Below are 25,082 nucleotides of genomic sequence, written 5' to 3'. Positions count from 1 at the left end.
GAGTCAGGTGTCGAGTTCCAGACGCTGACGGATCACGTCGACCAGCTTGTCGGGCTGGAACTTGGAGAGGAAGTTGTCGCAGCCGACCTTCTTCACCATCGCCTCGTTGAAGCTGCCGGACAACGAGGTGTGCAGCACCACGTAAAGGTCCTTGAGGCGCGGGTCGTTGCGGATCTCGGTGGTCAGGCGGTAGCCATCCATCTCCGGCATTTCGGCGTCGGTGAAGATCATCAGCAGCTTGTCGGTCATCACCTCGCCGGTATCCGCCCACTTCTTCAGCAGCTGCAGAGCCTTGAGGCCGTCGCTGGCCGAGTGCGTACGCAAGCCCAGCTGCGACATGGTCTCGCGCAGCTGGTTGAGTGCCACCGTGGAGTCATCCACCAGCAGCACCTCGCGGCCGACGGCCTTGGCCAGCAGCGGATCGGCAAGCTTCTCGTCGGAGACCTTGGTGCTCATCGGCGCGATTTCGGCCAGCACCTTCTCCACGTCGATGATCTCGACGATCTGGTCGTCCACCTTGGTGATCGCGGTCAGGTAGTGCTGGCGCCCCGCCCCGCCCGGCGGCGGCAGGATGGATTCCCAGTTGAGGTTGAGGATGCGGTCCACGCCACCGACCAGGAAGGCCTGCACCGAGCGGTTGTACTCGGTGACGATGATGGTGCTGTTCTCGCTCGGGGTCAGCGGGCGCATGCCGATGGCCTGGGACAGGTCGATCACCGGCAGGGTCTGGCCGCGCAGGTTGACCACCCCGCAGACATAGGGATGGCGGTGCGGCATCAGGGTCAGCTTGGGCAGTTGCAGGACTTCCTGCACCTTGAACACGTTGATCGCGAACAATTGGCGCCCGGCCAGGCGGAACATGAGGATTTCCAGACGGTTCTCGCCCACCAGCTGGGTGCGTTGATCCACTGTATCGAGAATGCCGGCCATGTGATGTTCCTCAGGTGCTTGAATCGAGTCTAGCTTCTATCGGCCGATTGCACGGGAACTGCAGGATATGGCCTGACGCCATCATGCCGCAGGGCACGGGTCGGCGCCAGCATGCCTCAGCCGAGCAGCGGCGAGATGTTCGGCAGGTGCAGGCGCAGCGCCCCGGGACGCGCGGCGAAGCGCAGACGCTGGCCTTCCATAGGCTCACCGTCCAGGTTGATGTCCAGCCCTTCCGGCGCCTCCACTTCCAGCCACGGCAGACGCGCGCTGATCGACACCGCCTCCAGGCCGAGGATGCCGCCGGACAGCAGCGTGCCCAGGGTACCGACCACGTCCTGGGGCGCCGGCACGATACAGATATCCAGCAAACCATCATTGATCTGCGCCTGCGGGCACATCACATGACCACCGCCGGCCTGGCGCCCGTTGCCGATGCCAAGGGCTAGGAAATCCCCCTCCCAGGTGAAGCCCGGCCCACTGAAACGGCCAAACGCGGAATGCACTTCGGGAAAGCGGGTCAGCCCGGTGAGGAAATAGGCGGCGCCGCCGAGCATCTTCTTCAGCTCTTCCGAGGTATTGGCGGTGACCTTGGAGCCGAAGCCCCCGGTGGCCATATTGAGGAACAACTGGCCGTCCACCTCGCCCAGGTCGATCGAGCGCGGCTCGAACTCCAGCAGGGACAAGGCTTCCGCCGGCGGCAGCGGAATGCCGGCGGCGCGGCAGAAGTCATTGGCGGTGCCCAGTGGCAGCAAGGCCAGGGAAGCGTCGCTGCCCGCCAGCGCCATGGCCTCGGCCACCTCGCGCAGGGTGCCATCGCCGCCCCCGGCGATCAGGGTTGGATAGCCGGCGGCCAGCGCCCTGTCCACCAGACGCGCCGCATCGCCGCCTTCCCAGGTCAGGCGCACGGCCAGCTCCCAGCCGTTCTCTCGCAGCGCCATCACCGCGGCCCGCACTTCCTCGTTCTGCGCCTGCTTGCCATGCAGGATCAGCAGCGCCTTGCGCTCACCCATGCCATGCCCCCTCCCTTGTGGTTTATCCGAGTACAGCAGACCTCGGCGTAGACGGGAAAGTGCCGACTACCGCTGCGCTTGGAAAGGGCTAGGCGGGATACCCGGTGATCTCGCGAATGCTGCCGTACAGCGGCTTGAGCTGCTTGTACATGCGCAGGTAGACCTCGCGGTACAGGCGCTCGTACACCGCCACCGCCTGCGGGTTGGGCTGGAACACCTTGCCGACGCGGGTCATGGCGGCGATGGCCGTGGGGAAGTCCGGGTGCAGGCCAAGACCGACGGCGCAGTCGATGGCCGCGCCCAGGCCGGAGGTCTCGTACAGGTGCGGGCGCTCGGCCGGCAGGTTGAAGATATCGGCGGTCAGCTGCATGGCCGCATCGCTCTGCGAGCCGCCACCGGAGATGCGCAGGCGCTCGATACGGGTGCCGGAGCGCTTCTCGATGCGCTCGCGGCCCTGGCGCAGGGCGTAGGCCAGGCCTTCGAGGATCGCCCGGTACAGGTGCGCGCGGGTGTGCACGTCGCCGAAGCCGATGATCGAGCCCTTGGCCTCCAGCCCCGGCTCGCGGATACCCGGCGACCAGAACGGCTGCAGAGTCAGGCCCATGGAGCCCGGCGGCACGGCGTTGACCAGCTCGTCGAACAGGGTTTCGGCCTCCACGCCCAGCTCCAGACCGCGCTGGCGTTCGGCATGGCCGAACTGTTCCTTGAACCAACTGACCATCCAGAAGCCACGGAAGATCATGACCTCGGTATTGAAGTGATCGGGAATCGCCGCCGGGTACGGCGGGATCAGCGGAATGGTCTCCAGGTACTTGGCACGGGTGGTATTGATGGTCGCCGTGGTGCCATAGGACAGGCACGCCGTGCTCGGCTCCACGCCACCGGCGCCGATCACTTCGCAGGCCTTGTCCGAGGCCGCGGCAATCAGCGGCAGCCCTTCAGGGATGCCAGTGTGGGCGCTGGCCTCGGCGGTGATGCTGCCGATGCGCTCGCCCGGCTTGACCAGCTCCGGCAGCATGTCCGGGCGCACCGGGATGGCCTGCCACTTCCAGTCGCTGGGCTTGGCCCAGCACAGGCGCTTGTAGTCGAACGGCAGGTAGGCCACGCAACTGCCCACCGAGTCGACGAAGCGGCCGCTCAGGCGGTGGGTGAGGAAGCCCGAAAGCAGCAGGAACTTGTGGGTACGGGCCCAGATATCCGGCTGCTGCTGGGCGACCCAGTTGGCCTCGGCCTGGGCGCGGAAGTAATCCACAGTCGCCTCTTCGCGGATCAGCTTGAACAGCCAGCCCCAGGGCCCGGTGATGCTGCCTTCCACCTCGGCGCGGCGCTGGTCCAGCCAGAGAATGGCCGGGCGCAGCGGTTTGCCGGCCTCGTCCACATTGATCAGGGTGCCGCGCTGGGTGGTGACCGAGACGCCGGCGATCTGGCGTTTGTCGATCTCGACGCTGGCCCACAGCCGGCGGCAGGCCTCGCCCAGGCTGGCCCAGTAGTACTCCGGGTCCTGCTCGGCCCAGCCGGGGTGCTCGGAGTAGTAGGGTTCGAGCTCCACCTTGCCCTTGCCAACCAGGTTGCCGGCCAGGTCGAAGAGCAGCGCGCGCACGCTTTGGGTACCGTTGTCGATGGCCAGCAGGTAGCGTTGTTCGGTCACGTCGGTTTCCAGGCAGTTCAAGGCAGGCTGTAGCAGCGATGCCACAGCGCCAGATAGCGTTGTTGTTCTTCGTCCCAGCGCGCATCGCTCCAGCCCAGGCGCGGCTGGCACAGCGCGCGGATGCGTGGCAGCTCGGCCGCAGCACCATCGGCCAGCAGCAGGGCGATGCGGGTGCGGCGCAGCAGCAGGTCGTCCAGATGCAGCACCAGCTCCTCGTCGCAGGCCAGGGCCAACTCGGCCCACAGGGTGTTGCTGGCGCCGATGCAGGCGTTGCCCAGTTCGTCGATCAGCCGCGCCAGACGCGGCAAAGCCGCACCGTGACGACCGGCCAGGCGGCGCTGTTGGGCCATACCCAGTCCAGGCAGCACCTGCGGCGCGGCGCCACGGAACACCTGCTGGCCGGCATCCGTCACCTCACGGCCGACCATGGGCGCACAGGCGCGCAGCACTTCCAGGGCCAGCAGGCGGAAGGTGGTCAGCTTGCCGCCGGCCAGGGTCACGCAGCCGGGCTCGCTCCACAGCGCGTGCTCGCGCTTCTCGTCCGAGGGCTTGCGCCCGGCGCTCTCCCCTTCGCTGACCACCGGGCGCACGCCGGCCCAGGTGGACAGCACATCCCCACGCCCAATACCGGCATGCGGGAATACGCTGGCGCAGGCGGCCAGCAGGTAATCCACTTCTTCGGCGGTGATGCGTGCGTCCTGGCCCAGCGACGTGTCGTGATCCAGGTCGGTGGTGCCGACCACCGTGGCGCCTTCCCAGGGAAATACAAAGACGGGCCTGCCATCTTCCGCGTGCATAAAGCTGATGGCCTGGGCTACCGGCAGGCGCCAGGCCGGCAGCAGCAGATGGCTGCCGCGCAGCGGGCGGATATGTTCCAGGCCGGTCTTCTGCCGCAGCTCGTCGGCCCAGGCACCGGTGGCCTGAGCCACGGCGCGGGCACGGAAGGCAACGCGCTGGTTACTTTCCACGTCCTCGGCCATCAGCCCGACCACCCGGCCGTTGTCGCGGCTCAGCTCGACCACGCGCACACCATTGAGCGCCTCGCCGCCATCGGCGCGCGCCTCCCCCAGAACCCGCATGACCAGCCGCGCATCGTCGGTGACCGCATCGGTAAAGCGGGTGGCGCCAAGTAGCGTCTGCTCCTGCAGGCCCGGCGCCAGATAGCGCAGCTCGGCCAACGGGTGATAACGATGCAGGCGCTGACCGGCCAGGGCGTCGTACACGCCGAGCAGACCACCAAACACCTTGGGGCCGGGGAAGCGACCACGATAATGCGGGAACAGGAATGGCAACGGATCGACCAGACCCGGCGCCTCGCCGAGCAGACGCTGGCGCTCGCGCACCGAATCACGGGTCAGGCCCAATTGGCCCTTGGCGATGTAGCGCAGGCCGCCATGGACCATCTTCGACGAGCGACTGGAGGTGCCCCAGGCGAAGTCGCGCTGCTCCAGCAGCAGGCAGCTCCAGCCACGCCGGGCCGCCTCGCGCAGTATGCCGGCGCCGGTGATGCCGCCGCCGACCACGATCAGGTCCCAGTCGCGCGCCGCCAGTTCCGGCAGCGCGGTTTCACGCCAGGTGGCGTTCCAGCTCTGCATTATCGAAACCCTTGAAGAAGCCGTCGCGAGCGCCCCGAGAGCAAGGCGGACGGAGCGCAGCGACGAGACATATCAAGGCGATAGGCGAGGAGCGAGCACCGCCTCACAGCCGCTTGCGGCTGAACTGCCGCAGGCAGGCCCGCAGGGCGAACGTAGCGAGTCACGCAGCTATCGGGGCGCGCAGCAGGCTTATTCATGGGTTTCCAGCAGAACGCCAGGTGCCAGACGCTGTTCGGGATCGAAGTGCTGGGCCATAGCCTTGAGCGCCGCCATGCCCAGCTCACCCTTCTCCGCCACCAGGTACGGCGCATGATCGCGGCCGACGCCATGCTGGTGGCTGATGGTGCCGCGGTTGCCGGCGATGGTCTGGCAGGCCGCGTGCTTGAGCTTGTTCCAGCGCGCCAGGGTCTGCTCGTAGCTGCTGCCCGGGCGGAACACGTAGGTGGTGTAGATGCTCGAGCCCTCGCCATAGACGTGGGACAGGTGGGTGAACACGTGGACCTGCTCGCCCTCGTCCGCCAGGCCCTGGCGCAGGCTGGCCTCGACCTTGTTCAGCAGGTTGTCGACGTTGCTCCAGTCGGTCGCCGTCTCCAGGGTGTCCACCGCGTAGCCGGCCTCCCACAGGCCGTGGCGCAGGTAGGGGAAGCGGAAGCGGTTTTCCGCCCATTTCTTGCCCAGCAGGGTGCCGGTGAACACGCCGCCCTCGGCGCGCAGGATGCGCTTGGCCTGTTTGACCGACAGGGCGTTCTGCGCGCGATTGCCGGTGACGCCGAAGGTCAGCATGCACTTGCCTACGCGGGCGCCACGCATGGCCAGGTATTTCTCAAGCCAAGCGATCTGCTCCGGATGGCCAGCCAGGGCCAGTTGGGTTTCGGTCTCGATGGCATTGGACAGGCGCAGCATCGACAGCGGCACGCGCGCCTGGGCCAGGGCGCGGATACCGGCCAGGGCCTGCTGCCAGCTGGGCAGGAACACGGCGAAGAATTTCTCCTGCTCGGCCAGCCTGGTCACGCGCACGCGCACTTCGGAGATCACGCCGAAGCGCCCTTCGCTGCCGAGGATCAGCTCGCGCAGGTCCGGACCGGCGGCCGAGGCCGGGAAAGTCGGAATCTCCAGGGTGCCGGCGAAGGTCTCGACCTTGCCACCGGCGAACAGCTGCTCGATGCGCCCGTAGCGCAGCGACTGCTGGCCGCTGGAGCGGCTGGCGACCCAGCCGCCGAGGGTGGACAGCTCCCAGGATTGCGGGAAATGGCCGAGGGTGTAGCCACGAGCACGCAGCTGTGCCTCCACCTGCGGGCCACTGGCGCCGGGGCCGAAGGTGGCGATCTGGCTCTGCTCGTCGAGGTCGAGCAGCTGGGTCATGCGCTCCAGCGACAGGGTCAGTACCGCCTTGTCGCCGGCTGCCGGGTTGATGTGGCCAGCCACCGAGGTGCCGCCGCCGTAGGGAATGACGATGGCGTCCTGCTGCTGCGCCCAGCTCAGCAACTCGCGGATCTGCGCGGCGGTTTCCGGCAGGGCCACGCCATCGGGGAATACGCCGAAATCGCCGGAGCGCATGGCCAGCCAGTCCGGCAGGCTCTGGCCGCGGGCATGGCGCACGCGCACTTCGGCGTCGATGCTGACCAGCGGATGGCGGGTGACCAGGCGCGACTGCGGCACCCGCGCCAGCACCTGCTCCAGGCTGGCGTCCGCCAGGCGCTGGCCGGCGCCGACGCGCTCGGCAAGGAAGGCGCCACCATGGGCCGGCAGTTCAACCTGGGTGGCTTCGTCGCCCCATCCGTTCCAACGTCGCATCCGTCCTTTCCTCACAGTTCCGCTGATGATCGATGGCTGCCTATACTAGCCAGCCGCCCGCTCCGGTCACTGTCGAATCGGGACAGCGGCTGTCGCCAATCAAGACAAGCAGAACAACAAGAATCGACCATGCTGACCCTCGGCTATACCTCGGTCCCCGCCCTGCTCAAGTACCTGCGTCACGCCGAACACCTCGGCCTGGACGTGGAGGCCGCTCGCACCGCAGCCGGCCTCAGCGCCGAGGACCTGGCGGACAACGGCAAGCGCCTGCCCAGCGAGGTGCACGAGCGCCTGCTGGCGCACCTGATGCAGGTCTCCGGCGACCCGCTGTTCGGCCTGCATGCCGCGCGTTACGTACAACCCGGCTCGTGGAGCGTGCTCGGCTACATCACCATGAACTGCGCCACCCTGGGCGAGGCGATGAGCCGCATCGTGCCCTACGAGAAACTGGTCGGCGACATGGGCACCAGCCAACTGGAACTGGCCGGCGACCATGTGCGGCTGATCTGGAACTGCCGCCACGAGCACCCGGGTATCCGCCGGCACATGGTGGAGAACGTGCTGGCGTCGTGGATGCTCTACGCGCGCTGGATCGCCGACATGGACCGCTCGCCGCGCGAGGTCTGGTTCGAACATGCGCGCCCGGACGAGGCGCAGCAGACCGACTACGAAGAGGTGTTCGGCTGCCCGGTGCTGTTCGGCCAGCCGAGCAATGCCCTGCTGGTGCCGCTGGACTACCTGAGCATTCCCCTGCGCCAGGCCGACGCCAACCTGCTGCGGACCCTGGAAGAACACGCACTGACCATGATGGCCGGGCTGGACGACAACGAGCCGCTGCCGCAACGGGTGAAAAACGCCCTGCGCCTGCTGCTCAAGGACGGCCTGCCGCGCAAGGAAAAGGTCGCCGAGAAATTCCACATGACGGTGCGCACCCTGCAGCGCCACCTGCAGCAGGCCGGCACCAGCTACCAGGAAATCCTCGATCAGCTGCGCCAGGAACTGGCCGAACACTACCTGCTGCGCAGCGACCTGGCGATCCAGGACATCGCCAGCTACCTGGGTTTCACCGAGTCACGCTCGTTCCACCGCAGCTTCAAAGCGTGGACCGGGATGACGCCGGGTGAATATCGTCAGAAATATCAAAATGCCACTACTTTTTAATTGCCTTCAAAAAAACTTCGTGATCAAATCGACAAAAAACCGGCGACACCATAACTAAAGCAAAATAGAGTCGCCAAAAATCTGACTCTCAACGCATTTCATCGGCGGTCCGAATCCGGACCGAACGGGGGAGCTTTTGCGCGCGCATTCCACCGAACGCCAGCCGATCTCTAGACCGAGCTTCGTCCAGTATTTCGTGGCCTTCACTCGCCTGCTTCATGGTTTCACGGCCATGTTGCCGGGTCTCGTGCTGCTGTGGACGCTCAATACCAATCCCGAGCTGACCAAGCACTACGTCACGCTGATGCTGTTCTTCGGGCTGATCACCGTATTGATCTTCCAGGCAGGCGGTGTCTATAGCGACGAACTGTTCAGCAACCTGCTGCGCTTTCGCCTGATGTTCTTCAATTGGCTAGCCGCCTTTGCCCTTCTGCTGTTCATGCATCAGGCCCTGAAGCTCTTCGCCCCCATTCCCGTGCGGCTGCTGGTGATCTGGTTCGTCGCAGGACTGCTCTTGTTTGGCGCAGAACGACTCTTGCTGCTGGCAATCCTGCGCTCGCTGATACGCCAAGGGCGGCATCTACAGAACGCGGTGATCCTTGGCGGTACCGACAATGGCGTGCGTGCAGCGGAGTATCTGCGGCGCAATGGTGACATCAGGCTGGGAGTGATTGGCTTCATTGATGATCGACTGAGCCGAGTCAGCGGCATGCTGGCGGACTTGCCAGTGCTCGGTGACACCGCTGTTCTGGAGAAGCTGATCCGTGAGGAACGCGTCCAGCAAGTTCTGGTTGCGCTCCCCTGGACCGCCGAAAACCGAATCGACCACATTGTGAGACACCTGCGCACACTGCCAGTCAATGTATTGCTGGTACCGGACATGCTTGCCCTACGGCATGCGCACAACCGCATCACCGAAGTTTCCGGCGTGCCAATGTTCAACGCCTCGGAGCTTCCGCTGCGAGGCTGGTCGCCACTGATCAAACGTATCGAAGATCTTTTCCTCGCCAGCCTGGCCCTGGTGTTGCTGGCTCCGGTGATGCTCGGCCTGGCCCTGGCTATCAAGCTGGATTCACCCGGCCCAGTCCTGTTCCGCCAGAAGCGCTACGGCTACAACAATCGACTGATCGAGGTGTACAAGTTCCGCTCCATGTATCACCAGATGGCGGATGCGAATGCCGAACGCCAGACCATACGGGGTGACGCACGCGTAACCCGAGTCGGCAGCTTTATTCGCCGCACCAGCCTGGACGAGCTGCCGCAGCTGTTCAACGTGGTGCTTGGCAGCATGTCCATGGTGGGTCCGCGGCCGCATGCCACGGCAACCAAGGCTGCCGGCATATTGTTCGAAGAAGCCGTAGAGCAATACAGTGCCCGCCACCGGGTTAAGCCCGGCATCACCGGCTGGGCCCAGGTCAATGGCTATCGGGGTGAAACTGACACACTGGAGAAGATCGAGAAACGCGTCGAGTATGACCTCGAATACATCGAGAACTGGTCCGTCTGGTTCGACCTCTACATCATCTTTCTCACTCTGCCCGCTGTGGCTTCCAGCAAAGAGGCTTACTGAATGGGCATTCTGATTCCATGCATCATCGCCGGCGGTGCCGGCACCCGTCTGTGGCCCATCTCCCGCGAAGCCCGACCGAAACCATTCATGCGCTTGCCAGACGGCGAAAGCCTCTTGCAGAAAACCTTCCTGCGCGCCGCGCGCTTGCAGGACGTAGAGCGTGTGATGACGGTGACCAATCGCGAGCTGCTGTTCAGCACCCAGGACGACTATCGCGCGGTGAATACTGGCGCATTGCATCTGGACTTTCTGCTCGAACCCTGCGGCCGCAACACCGCCCCAGCCATCGCCGCCGCCGCGTTGCATGCACAGAATCAGCATGGGGATGACTGCCAGCTATTGATCCTGCCAGCCGATCACCTGATCCAAGACGAATCGGCCTTTGCCGCCGCGGTAGCCAAAGCCCGCCGCTTGGCCGCTGCAGGCCATCTGGTGACCTTTGGCATTCAGCCAACGCGCGCCGAGACGGGCTACGGCTATATCGAAACTGGCGCCGCATTGGGCGTAGATGGCCTGCAAGTCGCCCGTTTTGTCGAGAAACCAGACGCCAACACCGCTCAGCAATATGTGGATAGCGGCCGGTATTTATGGAACGCCGGCATGTTCTGCCTACAGGTAGATTCGCTGCTGCGCGAGCTAGACCGCCATGCACCAGAGGTGTTGAGCATCGCGCGCAGCAGCTTGGATGCCAGCCCACTGTTAAAAGGTAGCGGCTGCGTACAGCGCGAGTTACCGCTAGCGCAGTTCGCTAAAGCCCCGGATATCTCCATCGATTACGCCTTGATGGAGCGCTCATCACAGGTCGCTGTAGTCCCCTGCTCACTGGGCTGGAACGATATAGGCTCCTGGCAGACCCTGCGTGAGCTGCTGCCCAGCGACGCTGCCGGCAACCAGGTGCGTGGCGAGGCAGTTCTGCATGAAGTCAGCAATTGCTATATCGACAGCTCCGACCGCCTGATCGGTGCCGTAGGCGTCCATAACCTGATCGTGGTCGACACTCCTGACGCCCTCCTGATCGCCGACGCCGAGCGTAGCCAGGACGTCAAGCACATCGCCCTCGAACTCAAGAAGCAAGGTCATGAGACCTATCGTCTGCACCGCACCGTCAACCGCCCGTGGGGGACCTATAGCGTCATAGAAGAAGGGCCACGCTTCAAGATCAAGCGCATCGTCGTACACCCGGGAGCATCGCTATCCCTGCAGATGCACCATCACCGCAGCGAACATTGGATAGTGGTCAGTGGCATGGCTCGGGTGGTCAATGGTGAGCGCGACTTCCTGCTCTACACCAACGAATCCACCTTCATTCCCGCCGGACACAGCCATCGTCTGAGCAACCCTGGGGTGATCGATCTGGTAATGATCGAGGTACAGAGCGGCGAGTACCTGGGCGAGGACGACATCGTGCGCTTCGAGGATATCTACGGCCGCACCCCGGAGTCCGCAAACTGATGCGCGTCGCGCTGATCATTCCAACGCGCAATGCCGGCGGCTTTCTCGATCGGCAGCTGCCCGCGCTTGCCCGTCAGACCCTGCAGCCGGACGAGCTATTGGTAGTTGACAGCGCTTCACAGGACGACACAGCCGAGCGGTATCGCGAGTTCGGTGCGCGTGTCGAAGTGATCGAGCCGAGCAGCTTCAATCACGGCAAGACCCGCCGCTGGGCCAGCCAGCAAGTTGCTGCCGATGTATTGATCTACATGACGCAAGATGCGATTCCAGCCGATCCCCAAGCACTGGCCAAACTACGCGATGAGTTGCTCTCGGAAGATGATATCGGCGTCGCCTACGGCCGCCAGCTACCGCATCCCAACGCAGGGCTGCTCGGCGCACAGGCACGTCGCTTCAACTATCCGGAACACAGTCGTACCAAGCGCTTGCATGACGCAGCCGAACTGGGCATCAAGACCTGTTACAGCTCTGACTCCTTCGCTGCCTACAAGCGCCAAGCCCTGTCAGCCGCCGGAGGCTTTCCCGAGGACGTCATCGGCAGCGAGGACGCCTATGTCGCCGGCAAGCTGCTCCTGGCCGGCTATGCCGTGCGCTATGCCGCCAGCGCCTGTGTCGAGCACTCGCACGACTATGATCCGCTGGATGAATTGCGCCGCTATTTCGATATCGGCACCTTTTATGGCCGAGAGAAATGGATTGCCGATTCCTTCGGCAGCGCCGGCGGTGAGGGCAAGCGTTATGTACTGGCAGAAATAGCAGCGCTACGCCGCGCCAAAGCCCTGTATCGCGTGCCTGAAGTAATGATGCGCAGCCTACTCAAGCTGCTGGGCTATCAACTTGGCTATCACGAGCGAAGATTACCCGTCGCCCTCAAACGCAAAATCAGCATGTTCTCCGCTTACTGGGACTAATGCATGCCGCTCATCGCAATGGAAACGCCCATGCCCAAACTCCTTATTTCCGCCCTGCTGATCGCCTGCCTCGCAGCCTGCAGCACGCCGGCGCGCGTTCACTTGCCCAACGACGAAGTATTGAAGCTGCGCCACCAGGAAACCTACAAGCTCACCGAACTGCCGCCGCCGCAGGTGCGCATTCAGAGCGGCGACACCCTGCGCATCGTGCGCGATGCCCAGGAGCCTTCTGAGAAGGACGACATGACGCTGTTCGTGGTACGCCCGGACGGCTACTTCTCGATGCCCTTTATCGGCCTGATCAAGGCCGATAGTCGCACCCCGGAAGACGTGGCCAAAGAAGTCACCAGCAAACTGGCAAAGATCTACCGCCGTCCCAACGCCACGGTGAACATCGCCATTGCACCGAGCAACAAGGTGTTCGTGGGGGGCGCCGTGCCCAACGCCGCGTCATTCGACCTGGTCGGGCACGCCACCCTGGAGCAGGTGCTACTGGCTTCTGGCGGCGTACTGCCGTCGGCCGATAGCGACAACATCGCTCTGCTCCGCGCCGGCCCCGATGGCAAGTACAAGCTGTACTTCTTCAGCCTGGGCAGCCTGCTGCAAGACAAGGAACGCCCCATGGTCGCCATGCAGCGTGGCGACATCATCTACGTACCGCAATCGGGCATCGGCAGCACCGTCGAGGCCGTGGACATGTATTTCACGCGCCTCTTCCCAGTCAACAAAGGCATTGGCGTAGGCCTCAATTACGACCTCAACGATCCCGACGTCAGCAACAGCGGGAACACTTATCAGTGCCAAGGCAACAGCTGTAACTTCTGAGAGCAGCCAACATGATCGAAATTCGTTCCTTCCGCGATCTGCTGCGGCTGTTCTTCATCTTCCGCCGCGAATTCCAATGGACAGTGATAGTCACAGTCGCTGTCGCCATACTGGGCGCGTTCCTGCTACCACCCAAGTACGAGTCCAATGCGCGTCTGCTGGTGAAGCCCGGTCGCGAGAGCACCACGCTGCCTATCGAGGTTGCCAATCGCCAGGCGCTGATCGCACCCAGCACCCAGCGTGACCCCATCGTCGACGAAGAGAAGATGCTCACCGGTCGCCCCATCGTGCGCATGGTCGCCGAGCGTTATCTCGACCAGATGTCCGGCTACCAGCCGCAAGGGTTCTGGAAAACCGTCAAGTTCTATGTCGGCAAGGCGGTCAATAGCGTCATCGAATTCATCCGCAGCATCCTCCAGATGCTGGGCATCGTCGAGGAGCAGTCCGCCGTCGACCGTCTAGCCAAAAAACTGGAAAAGAACTTTGTGGTCGGCCATGAGCCGGGTTCCGCGGTGATGGAAATCAGCTTTACCTGGGACGATCCGGCCATTGCCCAGAAGGTGGTCGAGACCTGGATCAATGCCTACCTTGAGGAGCGCACTCGGGCACTCGGGCGTCGCAGCCTGTACGCGTTCTACGAGAACGAGATGCACAAGGTCGATGGCCAGGTCAGCCTGCTCAAGCAGCAACTACAGAGCCGACTGCAGAGCGTCAACTCGGTCAGCGTCAAGGAGCGCCTGGGCAACCTCACCGATCAGATCAACCGCCTCTCCGACGCTCGCTCAGAAAAGCTCAACGATCAGGCCGGTGTACGCAGCTTCCTCAGCGATGCTCGTGTACAGCTCAAGCGCCAGCCCCAGGAAGTGGTGACCGCCCGCGAGGTCGGCCTCAACCCCTCGCAACTCGACCTGCGCCGCCGCCTCAACGCTCTCGAGCAGGAACGCGCCACCTTGCTGCGCACCTTCCTGCCGGACGCGCCTCCGCTCAAGGAGATTGAAGAGAACATTGCCCAGATGAAAGTCATGATCGCCACCGAGGAGGAACGTCTGGAGCGCTCGCGCAACCTCGCGCCCAACGGCATCGTGGTCAATCTGAAGCAACAGATCATCGATGCGGAACTGCGCGACGGCCAGCTTGCAGGTCAAATCAAGGACCACGACCTGCAACTCCAGCAGTTGCGCAGCGAACGCGAGCGGATCATGAGCGAGGAGCCGGAGATCAACCGCCTGCTTCTGCAACTGACCAACGCCGAGAAAAGCTACGCCCTGTACGCCGAAAATCTGGAAAAAGCGCGTATTGATCGCGAACTGGATAACAGCCAGATCAGCAATATCGCCGTGGTCGAACAAGCCACCCACAACCCCAGTCGCGTATTCCCCAAGAGCTTGACGATTCTCCTGCTAGCCCTGCCCGCCGGCCTTGCCGTGGGCCTGCTGACCCTTTACATCTGTTACCTGCTGGACTCACGCATCCATGACGGTGCGCGTATCGAAGACACCTTCAAGGTGCCACTGTGGACCACGCTGCCAGATCTCGGCCCACAGCCCTGGAGGATCAGCAGCGGCTTCACAGCCAGCATCTATCGGCTGTACAGCCTGCTTCCCAGCGACAAGATCGAGAGCAAAGGGCTGGCTCTGGCCCTGGCCTCTGCTCGCCCCGGCGAGGGGGTCAGCTTCGTATCCGCCCATCTGGCCAATCTGCTGCGCGAACGCGGCCATGCCGTACGCGAGGGTGGCAGCGCTGCGCCGCAACCCGGCGAAGTGGTGCTGCTCGATGCATCCGCGCTGATGAGCAATCAAGAGGCCTTCCTCGCCCTGCGCCGCGCAGACCTGATCGCCCTGGTCGTCGAGGCCCAGACCAGTACGGTGCCAGTGGTGGAACATGCTCTGTCGATACTCAATACCGCATTCGGCAAGGTTGACGGCATCATCCTCAATCGTCGCCAGTTCGAGGTACCTGGCCGCGTGCTGGACGTCATCAAACGCCTGAAGGGCGAGCCTTGATGCGTATTGCTCTGCTGGCCCCCCTGCCACCCGAGCAGACCGGCATTGCCGACTACGCCGAGCATTTCCGGCAGGCATTGGGCGCCCATGGAGTTGAGGTACTGACACCACTGCAGGGATGCAGCGCCAGCGATCTACCAGCCCGTCTGACCGCATTTGACTGGAAGCAGGTGCAACTGGTGCATGCCGAACTGGGCGGCGGCCGGCTCAACGAGTTCCACACCCTCGATTATTTACGCGGCGCCCACCCGGAGCTGCCGCTCACCGCCACGGTGCACGATCCAGAGCGCCTGGTCTGGCGACGTGCGCACCTGCCTTGGCCACTCTCGCTGGCCGAGAGACTGCCGCGGCCGCTGCCACAAGCAGCCGCACTGCTGGCCGACCCTCTGACACTGCGCGAAGAACGCCGCCTGGCCCGCCATCTGCGCCGTGCGATTACGCTGACCGAGCTGGGCAGGCTGCACCTCGCTGCGCGCATGGGTCTGACCACCGATCAGACGGCCACCATCGCCCATGGCAATCTGGAGATACCTCCCGCTGCGCTGCCGCCGCTAGATCCGCTGCGCCTGCTGTACTTCGGCTTCATTTATCGCGGCAAGGGCATCGAAGACTTGCTTCGTGCACTGGCCAAGGTGCTACACCGCCAACCTCACCTGCGTGGCCATCTGCGCCTGACACTGGCCGGCGGTACCGCGCCGGAAATGGCGTTCGACCCTGCGGGCAACTATTTGGACGAATTACGCCAACTGACGCACGAGTTGGCACTGAGCGACAGCCTCGATTGGCAGCTGAATCTGCCGTCGGCGGACATCGCTCAGACCATTCAGGCTCACCATGTCATGGTCCTGCCCTATCGCGAGTCGAGGAAGCTCGGTCTGCTCGGCGAGATGCGCGGCACCAGTGGCGCGCTATCCTGGGCTAATGCCTGTGGTCGTGGCGTGATCACGTCAGATGCCCGGGCCTTCGCCGAGGAAGTTGCCAAGGGTAACGGTGCGACTTATCCGCAGGGTGATATCGATGCATTGGCCGCCACCATCGAGCATCTGGCCCTGACACCGCAGCTGGCCACCTCCTGGGCCGAACAAGCAGGCGTGATCGGCGTAGCACGGCGCTGGTCAGCCACCGCCGAGCGCTTTCTCACCCTGTTCCGTGCTGCCTGCGGAGAAACTTGATCATGCGCAAACTCCTCTATGTCCTGCCGCTTGCCGGGCTGTTGGCGCTGTTCCTGATATTCAATCCAAGCCACCCGGCCGAAGCCGGTGGTATGCAGCTTAAAGCTCCACGAGCGATCGAATGGAAGGACTTCCTCGGCGTCAACGCACACTTTCTCTGGTTCCCACCCGAGACCTACCGCAAGCAAATGCAGCAGTGGCAGGCACTCGGCCTGGAATGGACACGAGTCGACCTGCACTGGGATCGTCACGAGCCCGAGGAAGGCCAGTACCGTCTAACGGAATTGGATGGCGTGGTCGAGCAACTGCAACAGGAACAACTCAAATCGGTGTTCTATCTGGTCGGCTCGGCACCTCATGCCACCAGCGCCCCGGCCGGCTCGCCGACACCTGACCAGTACCCGCCCAAAGATCCGCAGCTGTTTGCCCAGATGCTGACCATGTTGGCCGACCGTTACCCCGGCGTCGACGCCTGGCAGGTCTGGAACGAACCCAACCTACCCTCCTTCTGGCGCCCCCACGAAGATCCGGAAGGCTATGCGCGCCTGTTGCTCCCCAGCGCCCAGGCATTGCGCCAGGCGGTGCCCAATAAACCGGTGGTAATGGCGGGCATGGCTTACTACAGCCAGATGCCGGTCAAGGGCGGGCTGATGCTCGAAGAGCTTGGCAAACTCGGCGTGCAGCAGCTCAATACCGTCATCGCCTACCACCCCTACTCGCAGCAGCCAGAAAGCGACGAACCAGGCGTCAACGACTTCGTTCTGCGTGCTCAACAGCTCAATGCCAACCTGCGCGGAGCCGGCGTCCCGGCGATCTGGGCTACCGAATGGGGCTGGTCCAGCTATGCCGGACCGATAGAGCTGCAAGAGATCATCGGCCCCCAGGGACAGGCCGATTACGTTCTACGTCGCCTGGCGCTGATGAGCGCACTGGATTACGACAGGATCTTCCTGTTCGCCCTGTCCGACCTCGACGGCCGCGCCAGCGCCCGCGACCAGCATTACGGCCTGCTCGATCTGCAGGGCAAGCCAAAGCCTGTATACCAAGCGCTCAAGCGCTTTCTCTCTATTACGGGTCCGCGCCTGCTGCCTGCGGACGCCCCTGCACTAGCCACCCCGGTGAGCGATCTCTACAGCATTGCCTGGCGCCGTGCCGATGGTCGGCAGCTGTGGTTGTTCTGGAGCGCCAGCGGCGCCTCGCTCCATTTGCCTGGCGTGGCCAATGCCGAGTTGCATGATCCGTTGACCGGCAAGCGTCGGACGCTAGCGGTCGCCGGGGGAGTAAAACTCAAGGCCAAGCCCAGCCTGCAGATGCTGGTCTGGTAAGGAATCTAATGCGTATTCTGTGGATTCTGCCCTACCTTCCCTGGCCGACCAGCAGTGGTGGCAAGACTCGTCAGTACCATCTGCTGCGCACGATGGCTGCGCGCGGCCATCGCATCACCCTGCTGGTCCAGTCCAAGGACGTGTTGGGGCCCGAGGCACAGGCGGCTCTGACGCCGCTGCTGGATGAGTTGATCGTGTTGCCGCGCCGGCCCCTGCGCCACCCATTGACCCTGGCCGCCGCCTGCGGCGGGCCATGGCCTCTGCTGACCTGCATCAACGGCCTCGCACCAGCGCTTACGGCACGTTTCGAGCAACTCCTGGAGCACGACTGGGACATCATCCAGATCGAGCACAGCTACAGTTTCCAGCCGTTCGAACAAAGCCTGCGGCGACACCAGCATCCTTTCCTGCTGACCGAGCACAATCTCGAATCGAGTCTGGGTGGTGCCACCTATTCACGTTTCCCGGCCTGGGCAACACCCTTCGTCATCTATGACCAGTGGCGGGCTAGGCGCTGGGAGCGACGGGTGTTCGATGCTGCAGCCGGTGTAGTCGCGGTCACCGAGGCGGACGCAGCGGCCATGCGCGAACTGACCGACACTCCCGTGGCGGTGGTGGTCAATGGGGTAGACACGCGGGGATTCGCCGCAGTGCGGTGTGACGCTGCCAGCCAGCGCATCCTGTTCGTCGGCAACTATGAATACCCCCCCAACGTCGATGCGCTGACGTGGGCGCTGGACGAGATACTGCCACGTCTCTGGCAACGTCACCCACAAGCACGCTTCGCCGTGGCTGGCTACGCGATGCCCAAAGAATGGGCACAGCGCTGGCCGGACGAGCGCATCGAATGGCATGGTTTCGTCGCGGACCTCGGCGCGCTGCAGGCACGCAGCAGCCTGTTCTTCGCTCCGCTCCGCCAGGGCGGCGGGTCCAAGCTCAAAGTGCTGGAAGCGCTGGCTGCCGGCCTGCCACTGGTGACCACAAGCCAAGGTACTTCCGGCCTGACGCTGCGTGACGGCCTCGACTGTCGCATCGGCGAGACCGCCGCAGAGCTGACCGCTGCGCTTGCCGACCTTCTCGAGGCCCCCCAGGCGGCCAGCAAACTCGGCGAGCTCGGCCGCCAATATGTGCAGCGTGAACACGATTGGCAGACCGCTGCCAATCAGCTGGAAACAGCCTATCAGCAGCTCAATCGGACGGAGCACGCCCCATGCGCGTAGGCCTGGACTATCGCCCGGCCACTGTCGCGCCGCAATCGGGTATCGGCCGCCAGGTGTGCGCACTAGAGCAGGCGTTACTGGCGCGCGGTGCAACCACATTGGTGCGCTTCAGCGAAGCACCGCTCGAGCATGCACAGCGCCAGATTGCATGCTGCCCCGAATGGGCAAGCCCACTCGGCGGCTTACAACGGCCTCAGGTTCGGCTGCGCTTCGAGGCAGGCTTTCTGCCGCGAGCACTGCGTGAACAACGCATCGATCTCTATATCGCTACCGCCAACATGGGCCTGCCGTTGGGCCGCAAGGCGCGCAATCAACGTCAGGTGCTCCTGCTGCATGACCTGTTCCAGTTGACCGAGCACAACCATCATCGCTCACGGCTCAAGGCCCTGGCCTATCGACTCATCGACGGCCTGTCGATCGCCTGGTCGGTATGGCGCGCCGACAGGGTCTGGTGCCCTTCGCAGTTTTCCGCCGAGGAAACCAAGCGCCTATTCCCCTTCGCACGGAACAAGGTACGCGTACTTCCCAATCTGGTGGAGCCCTGCACCAGCGAGCGGGCCCCTCGACCAGACTCGCTGCCGGCACGTTACTGGCTCGCTGTAGGCACGCGCGAACCGCGCAAGAATATGGCGCATTTCGTTAGTGTCTGGCAGGCGTCCCGGGAAACCTCATCAGAGGTGCCGGAGTTAGTACTGGTCGGCCACTGCGAGGATCTGCCAGAAACCCTGCGCGCCCTGCCCGGCCTGCACTGGCGCAGTGGCATGAGCGATGCAGACCTGCAGGCGCTGTATCAGCATGCCGAGTGTCTGTGGCAGCCGTCCTATGCCGAGGGCTTCGGCCTGCCGGTGGTGGAAGCGCTTGGCCATGGCACGCCGGTCGCTCTGGCCTGCGGCTCGGCCCTGGACGAAGTCGCCCCGGCGCAATCGCCGCGTTTCGCCCCGCACGATGCAGGCGATCTGCGCCGCTGCCTGCTAGAACTGGCGCAACGACCATTGCCACGTGACGACTCACTACGCGAATGGGCCGCACGCTACGCTCCGGCAGCCTATCGGGCACGCCTGAATGATCTGTTGCAGGAGCTCGGCGCGTGACTATCGGGCTGCCTATCGCCGTCTTGCTTGGCGCCCTGTTCGGCGCCCTGCTGTGGTTCCTGCCAGTCAGCAAGCTGCTGATCCTCCTCGTCGGGGTGGCACTGACCCTGACCCTGATGCGCAAACCGGTCTGGGGCTTGCTGATCTTCGCCGCCCTGGCAACCAGTATCCCCTACACCACGGTGCAGATCGGCATTCGCACCACGATCAGCGAGGCAGTACTGGCGCTGACCTGGGTCGCCGTGTTCTGGCAGGGCTTTCTCGGCCGCGCCCGCGGCCTGCTGCAATGGCACCCGGTCGAGCGCAGTCTGGTGATGCTGATGGCCTACAGCGCACTACCCTTCGTGGTCGGCATGCTCATCATCGGCGCCGAGGGCAACGGCCCGGTCAACTGGGTGCGCTGGCTGATGAATCTGTCCGTGTTGCTCCTGGTGCCACTCCTGCTGCGTACGGAGAATGACCGCGACCAGCTGATAGTGGCCTTGCTGCTGGGCAATCTGGCCATGCTTTGCCTGTCGATCTTCATGTTCCTCAAGGATCGCGATGCCAACACCATGATCCCGATCCTGACAGATCTGAAATATGCCCACCCCGAGGCTATCAGAGACATCTTCTCGGCCAACTTCCAGCGCATGGCCTCGCCCTGGGTACATCCCAACCTCACTGGCGGCATTCTCGCCCTCATGGTGCCGCTGGCTCTGCTGTATGGCTGGACACGGACTGGCTGGCGCCGCGCCCTGGGCCTGTCGGTAGCCATTCTGGGCGGCGCGGGCCTGCTGTTCAGCATTTCTCGCGGGGCGATAGTCTCGCTGGTGCTGGTGCTGTTCTGGCTGAGCTACAAACGCGTGCCCTACAGCGGCAGGATCATCGGCCTGGGGGCAGCTTTCGGCGCTGCCCTGGTGATGTTCTACCCACCCCTGCAGGAACGCCTGCTGAGCATGTTCTCGGCCAGCAATGCCAGTACCGAGATCCGTTTCGAGGAATACGCCATGTTCCCCGAGGCCATGGCCCGTTACCCGCTGGGCATCGGCTTCAAGATCGATCCGCCAGTACCGGGCAGCGGTCTGCTGGGCATCTCCAACCTGTGGCTGAACTTCATCTACAAGATCGGCATTCCGGGCATGGCCCTGTTCGTCATGGTTACCGTGCTGTGGTGGCGTGACGTGCGCCCCAATGGCAAGGTGTCGCGCATAACCAAGGACAACGCGGTCTGGCTAGGCAGCCTGAGCGGAGTGCTGGCGGCTCTGCTGACCGGAATCTTCGACCATTACTACAGTTTCACCTTTGTCATCATCGCCCTGTTTTGGCTGCTCGCCGGCCTGGCCCTGCAACAGGCCAGGCTGTACCCGCAGCAGACTCGCGGCAGCAAGGAACCCGTCTGATGAAACACCGCGTCATGCTGCGCTCGCACCTGCGCAACCAGCTCCCCGAGTATTCCGAAAAACTGGGTACCAGCACCGAGGAGCTGGCCCAGGCCCTGGAGTGGATGCTGGCCAACAACATCGCCTTCGAAGAAGGCGAGCGCTATGCCATCGCCTCGGTGAACATCGGGCCGCGCATTGAGCAACCATTGGCCAGACGCTTCTACACCCTGCTGCAAAAGGAAATCCCCGCCGCCTTTGTACCGCTCTACGGCAAGAACTGGGCAACGCTCAAGGACCGCTGGTTGCGCGCCTGGGAGCAGGTCTACAACATCCTGATCAACAAGATTCCCAGCCATAATTTGCGTATCTGGTGGCTGCGTGCCGGTGGCGCCAAGATCGGCAAGGGCTCGTCGATCTGGCGTAACACCGAGGTGCTCGGCGTGGAAAACCTGGTGATGGGCGACGACAGCGTGATCGCCTGGCACTGCCAGGTCGACGCACGTGCAGGTCTGGTGATCGGCGATCACGTCGCCATTGCCTCGCATGTACTGATCATTGCTGGCAGCCATGACCTTACTGCACCCGAATTCTGGTCCGTCTCGGCCCCCATCTACATCGACGACTACGCCTGGATCGCCAGCCGTGCGCTGGTCGGCCACGGCTCCCACATCGGCCGCGGCGCGGTGGTCACTGCCAACACCGTGGTGGCCAAGGAAATCGCCCCCTACAAAATTGTTGGAGGTAGCGGTGCCAAGCCGATGGGAGAACGTCCGCACGACCTCAACTACAAGGTCGGCGGCAAGGGCCTGTTCACCCTGCTGCACTGAACAGCACCATGTTTAACAGCACCCTCTGGTTGACTCTGGCCACCCTGGCCGGGCTGGCGCTCGGCTTCGCCCGCGAGTGGCTGCTGGTGGCCAGCTGGGGGGCCGGTGCACGCAGCGATGCCTTCCTGGTCGCCTTGTTCCTGCCCGAAGCGTTGCGCATGACTCTAGCCGCAGGCCTGCTCAGCGCTGCAGCCTTGCCGCTCTATCAACAGCGCGATGCGCTGCGCCGCCAGTATTGGCTGAACGGCCTGACCCCCTGGCTTCTGCTCGTTGCTGCTCTGCTAAGCGCCCTGCTGGCAGGCGCCGCCCCCCTATGGACACAACTGATCGGCCCTGGCCTGGACGCCTCAGCGCAGAGTGAGGCCGCAGCCAGCCTGCGCCTGCTGGCGCTGTGCACTCCCGGCCTGATACTGCACGCCTGGCTGAGCATCCCACTGCAAGCTGGCGAGCGCTTCGTGCTTGCCGGGCTAGGCTCGCTGTTGTTCAACCTGCCGCCAGTGTTCTGGCTGGCTCTGCGCGGTGAAGCTTGCCAGGCCGATGAGCTGGCATTGGCCTGCGTGCTTGGTAGCCTGCTGATGCCTCTGGCGCTGACATTACCCAGCCTGCGCCAGGGCTGGCGCCCATGGAGTTGGCAGGGTGAAGCCGGCAGTGGCCGAGAGCTTTTGCGGCAGATCGGTCCACTGCTGGCCAGCAACGCGGCAAGCCAAGGCCTGGCCCTCCTCGAGCGCCTGGTGGCCAGTCTGCTTGGCGAAGGCGCCGTGACCTGGGTGAACCTCGCTCGCAAGCTGATCAACCTGCCGTTGATCGCGTTGATGGCGCTCAATCAGGTGCTGCTCGGCATGTTGAGCAGTCGCGGCATGGAAGAGCGTCTGCCGCTACTGCGGCGCGGACTGGCCGCCGCCACCCTGCTCAGCCTGCCGGCGGCCTTTGGCCTGGTCGGCGCCGGACCCGCGCTAGTTGACCTGCTGCTGCCAGACCAGATGAGTGACAGCCCGCTGCCAACATTGTTGGCATGGCTCGCCATTCCCTTGGTGTTCGGTGCGTGGAATGCCCTGTTGGCACGCTATGCCTACGCCAGTGGCGATACTCGCTTACCGCTGCGTTGCGAACTGGCCGGCAGTGCGCTCAATGCCCTATTGCTAGCTGCGCTGCCCTGGGCGCTAGGCTTACCCGGTATCCCTGTGGCAGCCATGGCCGGCGTGCTGCTCACCAGCCTATTGCTATTGCACCGCCAGGGCTTGCTCGCCAGCCTGAGTTGGCCCGCACAATGGCTGAACAGCCTGGCATTGCTGGGGGTGGCAGCGTTGCTGCTACATCCATTGAGCAATCCTTGGTTGCAGTTGGGGCTGAGCAGCCTGGGCGCGGCCGCCTGCATGGTTGGAGCGGCCCTATGGCTCAAGCCTTGGCGTTAAAGGATCAAGCCAGCAACTCGCTCAGCGGGATGAAGCGCAGCGAGTCGCCTTCGGCGTAAGTCCTCTCCTCCAGCACCTCCACCAGGCCATCGGCCCAGGCGGCGCTGCGCAGCACGCCGGAGCTCTGGTTCGGGTAGAGCACGGCACGGCCAGCCTTGATGCGTGCGCGCAGGTATTCGCGACGCTTGCCCGCCTTGCTCCAGGCGAAGCCCGCCGGTACGGCGAATGCCAGCGGCTCGACCTGTTGCACGCCGAGGCGGCGCAGCAGATAAGGCCTCGCCAGGAGCGCGAAGGTCACCAGGGTCGAGGCCGGATTGCCTGGCAAGCCCAACACCGGCACGCCACGGAAGTGTCCGCAGGTCAGCGGCTTGCCCGGCTTGATCGCCAGCTTCCACAGGGCCAGCTCACCCTCCTCGTGCAGGACCTGGCCCAGGTAATCGGCCTCGCCCACCGACACGCCGCCGGTGGACAGAATCAGATCGGCATCACCCAGCGCCGCCAGGGCGTCGCGGGTGCGCTGCGCATCGTCCGGCAGAATGCCGGCATCACGCACCTCGCAGCCCAGGCGTTGCAGCCAGGTGCAGAGCAGGCTGCGGTTACTGTTGTAGATCTGCCCCGGACCGAGCGGCCGACCGGGTTCGACCAGCTCGTCACCAGTGGAAACCACCGCGACTCGCGGTTTGCGCCGCACCGCCAGAACAGCATTGCCGAGCGACGCGGCCAGCCCCAGCTCGATCGGGCCCAGACGGGTCCCGGCGGGCAGCACCACTTCGCCGACGAGGGTCTCCTGGCCTTGTGGGCGGACGTTCTGTCCCGCCTTGAGCGGCTCGCGGAACCGCACTCGGCCATCGGCAAGCAGCTCGACGTTCTCCTGCATTTCCACCGTATCGGCACCAGCAGGTATCGGCGCTCCGGTGAAGATCCGCGCACAGGTGCCGGGCAGCAGGGACTCGGGCGCCTGACCGGCGAGGATGCGCTGACTGATCGGTAGCGGCTCGCCCTGCCAATCCGCCAGGCGCAGGGCATAGCCGTCCATGGCACTGTTGGGCCAGGGCGGCAGGTCGAGGCCAGCCACCAGATCGGTGGCCAGCACGCGGCCGTCGGCCGCGGCCAGCGCGACTATTTCTCGACCATGGATTGGCGTGGCCTCGGCCAGGGTCAGCAGGCGCCGTAGCGCTTCTTCGACCGGCAGCAGGCTCATCCGCGACTCCCACAGGCGGCAGACTGCTTCAGGTGCGGAACGAAATTGCAGGGGCGATGGCGGTTGTCCAACTGCTCGCCTAGGATGCCGTCCCAGGCGGTGCGGCAAGCATTGGTCGAGCCCGGCAGGCAGCACACCAGGGTGCCGTTGGCCAGACCCGCCAGGGCGCGGGACTGCATGGTGGAAGTGCCGATATCGGCCACGGATATCTGCCGGAAGTACTCGCCGAAGCCATCGACCTGCTTGTCCAGCAGGCAGGTGACCGCCTCAGGGGTGCTGTCGCGACCGGTAAAGCCAGTGCCGCCAGTGATCAGCACCACCTGCACCTCGTCCTCGGCGATCCACTGCGCCACCTGGGCACGGATGCGATACAGATCGTCCTGGAGCAGCACGCGCGCGGCCAGGCTATGGCCGGCCGCGGTGAGACGATCGACGAACAGCTGGCCGGAGGTGTCGGTTTCCAGCGAACGGGTGTCGCTGACGGTGAGAACGGCGATGTTCAGCGGCACGAAAGCCGCCTCGGCCTTGTGGCTCATGGCGTGATCCGGTTGTGGCGTAAACTGGCCGGTGT

20 protein-coding genes are annotated in these 25,082 nt (G+C 64.2%); 13 read left to right on the top strand and 7 right to left on the bottom strand.

Features of this window, described 5'->3' with window-relative positions:
* Positions 1-3: 3 nt before the first annotated feature.
* From N7607_RS09565 to N7607_RS09545, 5 genes are all read right to left on the bottom strand, one after another.
* Positions 4-930, bottom strand: a complete 927-nt coding sequence (locus N7607_RS09565) for a chemotaxis protein CheV (RefSeq protein ID WP_279866429.1) — start codon at positions 928-930, stop codon at positions 4-6.
* A 116-nt stretch (positions 931-1,046) separates the two neighbouring features.
* A complete protein-coding gene (yegS, locus tag N7607_RS09560) occupies positions 1,047-1,940 on the bottom strand; it encodes a lipid kinase YegS (RefSeq protein ID WP_279866431.1) in 894 nt (297 codons plus the stop codon).
* A gap of 88 nt (positions 1,941-2,028) precedes the next feature.
* The gene (locus tag N7607_RS09555; RefSeq protein WP_279866432.1) at positions 2,029-3,588 is read right to left on the bottom strand and encodes an FGGY-family carbohydrate kinase; all 1,560 of its coding nucleotides are present in this window, start codon (positions 3,586-3,588) and stop codon (positions 2,029-2,031) included.
* Between the two features lie 17 nt (positions 3,589-3,605).
* The gene (locus N7607_RS09550; RefSeq protein WP_279866433.1) at positions 3,606-5,183 is read right to left on the bottom strand and encodes a glycerol-3-phosphate dehydrogenase/oxidase; all 1,578 of its coding nucleotides are present in this window, start codon (positions 5,181-5,183) and stop codon (positions 3,606-3,608) included.
* 189 nt (positions 5,184-5,372) lie between these two features.
* On the bottom strand, positions 5,373-6,977 hold the full coding sequence (locus N7607_RS09545; protein WP_279866434.1) for an FAD-binding oxidoreductase: 1,605 nt from the start codon (positions 6,975-6,977) through the stop codon (positions 5,373-5,375).
* A 129-nt stretch (positions 6,978-7,106) separates the two neighbouring features.
* On the opposite strand from N7607_RS09545, the gene N7607_RS09540 reads away from it, so the two are divergent.
* From N7607_RS09540 to N7607_RS09480, 13 genes are all read left to right on the top strand, one after another.
* A complete protein-coding gene (locus N7607_RS09540) occupies positions 7,107-8,138 on the top strand; it encodes an AraC family transcriptional regulator (protein ID WP_279866436.1) in 1,032 nt (343 codons plus the stop codon).
* A gap of 136 nt (positions 8,139-8,274) precedes the next feature.
* Entirely contained in the window at positions 8,275-9,708 is a 1,434-nt protein-coding gene (locus tag N7607_RS09535; protein WP_279866437.1) for an undecaprenyl-phosphate glucose phosphotransferase, read from the top strand.
* Positions 9,709-11,160: a mannose-1-phosphate guanylyltransferase/mannose-6-phosphate isomerase gene (locus N7607_RS09530; RefSeq protein ID WP_279866438.1), complete on the top strand. Its 1,452-nt coding sequence runs from the start codon at positions 9,709-9,711 to the stop codon at positions 11,158-11,160.
* The gene (locus N7607_RS09525) at positions 11,160-12,071 is read left to right on the top strand and encodes a glycosyltransferase family 2 protein (protein ID WP_279866439.1); all 912 of its coding nucleotides are present in this window, start codon (positions 11,160-11,162) and stop codon (positions 12,069-12,071) included. The genes N7607_RS09530 and N7607_RS09525 overlap by 1 nt, the downstream gene beginning before the upstream one ends.
* A gap of 18 nt (positions 12,072-12,089) precedes the next feature.
* Entirely contained in the window at positions 12,090-12,896 is an 807-nt protein-coding gene (locus tag N7607_RS09520; protein WP_279866482.1) for a polysaccharide export protein, read from the top strand.
* Between the two features lie 11 nt (positions 12,897-12,907).
* Entirely contained in the window at positions 12,908-14,899 is a 1,992-nt protein-coding gene (locus tag N7607_RS09515) for a lipopolysaccharide biosynthesis protein (RefSeq protein ID WP_279866440.1), read from the top strand.
* The gene (locus N7607_RS09510; protein ID WP_279866441.1) at positions 14,899-16,071 is read left to right on the top strand and encodes a glycosyltransferase; all 1,173 of its coding nucleotides are present in this window, start codon (positions 14,899-14,901) and stop codon (positions 16,069-16,071) included. Before N7607_RS09515 ends, N7607_RS09510 begins: the two co-directional genes overlap by 1 nt.
* On the top strand, positions 16,071-17,396 hold the full coding sequence (locus N7607_RS09505; RefSeq protein WP_279866483.1) for a cellulase family glycosylhydrolase: 1,326 nt from the start codon (positions 16,071-16,073) through the stop codon (positions 17,394-17,396). The genes N7607_RS09510 and N7607_RS09505 overlap by 1 nt, the downstream gene beginning before the upstream one ends.
* An 8-nt stretch (positions 17,397-17,404) precedes the next feature.
* Positions 17,405-18,616, top strand: a complete 1,212-nt coding sequence (locus tag N7607_RS09500; protein WP_279866442.1) for a glycosyltransferase family 4 protein — start codon at positions 17,405-17,407, stop codon at positions 18,614-18,616.
* The gene (locus tag N7607_RS09495) at positions 18,607-19,707 is read left to right on the top strand and encodes a glycosyltransferase family 1 protein (RefSeq protein ID WP_279866443.1); all 1,101 of its coding nucleotides are present in this window, start codon (positions 18,607-18,609) and stop codon (positions 19,705-19,707) included. The genes N7607_RS09500 and N7607_RS09495 overlap by 10 nt, the downstream gene beginning before the upstream one ends.
* Positions 19,704-21,089 carry an O-antigen ligase family protein gene (locus N7607_RS09490; protein WP_279866444.1) on the top strand — a complete coding sequence of 462 codons (1,386 nt, stop codon included), beginning with the start codon at positions 19,704-19,706 and terminating at the stop codon, positions 21,087-21,089. Before N7607_RS09495 ends, N7607_RS09490 begins: the two co-directional genes overlap by 4 nt.
* Complete coding sequence (locus N7607_RS09485) at positions 21,089-21,898, top strand: acyltransferase (protein WP_279866445.1); 810 nt, start codon at positions 21,089-21,091, stop codon at positions 21,896-21,898. The genes N7607_RS09490 and N7607_RS09485 overlap by 1 nt, the downstream gene beginning before the upstream one ends.
* 8 nt (positions 21,899-21,906) lie before the next feature.
* Entirely contained in the window at positions 21,907-23,310 is a 1,404-nt protein-coding gene (locus N7607_RS09480) for a lipid II flippase MurJ (protein WP_279866446.1), read from the top strand.
* A gap of 4 nt (positions 23,311-23,314) precedes the next feature.
* Here N7607_RS09480 and glp read toward each other — a convergent pair whose 3' ends face one another.
* Both glp and moaB read right to left on the bottom strand, forming a co-directional pair.
* Positions 23,315-24,511 carry a gephyrin-like molybdotransferase Glp gene (glp, locus tag N7607_RS09475; RefSeq protein ID WP_279866447.1) on the bottom strand — a complete coding sequence of 399 codons (1,197 nt, stop codon included), beginning with the start codon at positions 24,509-24,511 and terminating at the stop codon, positions 23,315-23,317.
* Positions 24,508-25,047, bottom strand: a complete 540-nt coding sequence (moaB, locus tag N7607_RS09470) for a molybdenum cofactor biosynthesis protein B (RefSeq protein WP_279866448.1) — start codon at positions 25,045-25,047, stop codon at positions 24,508-24,510. Before moaB ends, glp begins: the two co-directional genes overlap by 4 nt.
* Positions 25,048-25,082: the final 35 nt, after the last annotated feature.

The organism is Pseudomonas sp. GD04019, from assembly GCF_029837695.1.
Taxonomy (GTDB): domain Bacteria; phylum Pseudomonadota; class Gammaproteobacteria; order Pseudomonadales; family Pseudomonadaceae; genus Aquipseudomonas.
The sequence above is the reverse complement of the archived record's forward strand: the minus strand, read 5'-3'. Positions and strand labels throughout refer to the sequence as shown.

Coding starts and splice junctions, on each gene's coding strand:
- N7607_RS09565 (WP_279866429.1), bottom strand. CDS start 930: ATGGCCGGCATTCTCGATACAGTGGATCAACGCACCCAGCTGGTGGGC.
- yegS (WP_279866431.1), bottom strand. CDS start 1,940: ATGGGTGAGCGCAAGGCGCTGCTGATCCTGCATGGCAAGCAGGCGCAG.
- N7607_RS09550 (WP_279866433.1), bottom strand. CDS start 5,183: ATGCAGAGCTGGAACGCCACCTGGCGTGAAACCGCGCTGCCGGAACTG.
- N7607_RS09545 (WP_279866434.1), bottom strand. CDS start 6,977: ATGCGACGTTGGAACGGATGGGGCGACGAAGCCACCCAGGTTGAACTG.
- N7607_RS09540 (WP_279866436.1), top strand. CDS start 7,107: ATGCTGACCCTCGGCTATACCTCGGTCCCCGCCCTGCTCAAGTACCTG.
- N7607_RS09530 (WP_279866438.1), top strand. CDS start 9,709: ATGGGCATTCTGATTCCATGCATCATCGCCGGCGGTGCCGGCACCCGT.
- N7607_RS09525 (WP_279866439.1), top strand. CDS start 11,160: ATGCGCGTCGCGCTGATCATTCCAACGCGCAATGCCGGCGGCTTTCTC.
- N7607_RS09520 (WP_279866482.1), top strand. CDS start 12,090: ATGGAAACGCCCATGCCCAAACTCCTTATTTCCGCCCTGCTGATCGCC.
- N7607_RS09515 (WP_279866440.1), top strand. CDS start 12,908: ATGATCGAAATTCGTTCCTTCCGCGATCTGCTGCGGCTGTTCTTCATC.
- N7607_RS09510 (WP_279866441.1), top strand. CDS start 14,899: ATGCGTATTGCTCTGCTGGCCCCCCTGCCACCCGAGCAGACCGGCATT.
- N7607_RS09500 (WP_279866442.1), top strand. CDS start 17,405: ATGCGTATTCTGTGGATTCTGCCCTACCTTCCCTGGCCGACCAGCAGT.
- N7607_RS09495 (WP_279866443.1), top strand. CDS start 18,607: ATGCGCGTAGGCCTGGACTATCGCCCGGCCACTGTCGCGCCGCAATCG.
- N7607_RS09485 (WP_279866445.1), top strand. CDS start 21,089: ATGAAACACCGCGTCATGCTGCGCTCGCACCTGCGCAACCAGCTCCCC.
- N7607_RS09480 (WP_279866446.1), top strand. CDS start 21,907: ATGTTTAACAGCACCCTCTGGTTGACTCTGGCCACCCTGGCCGGGCTG.
- glp (WP_279866447.1), bottom strand. CDS start 24,511: ATGAGCCTGCTGCCGGTCGAAGAAGCGCTACGGCGCCTGCTGACCCTG.
- moaB (WP_279866448.1), bottom strand. CDS start 25,047: ATGAGCCACAAGGCCGAGGCGGCTTTCGTGCCGCTGAACATCGCCGTT.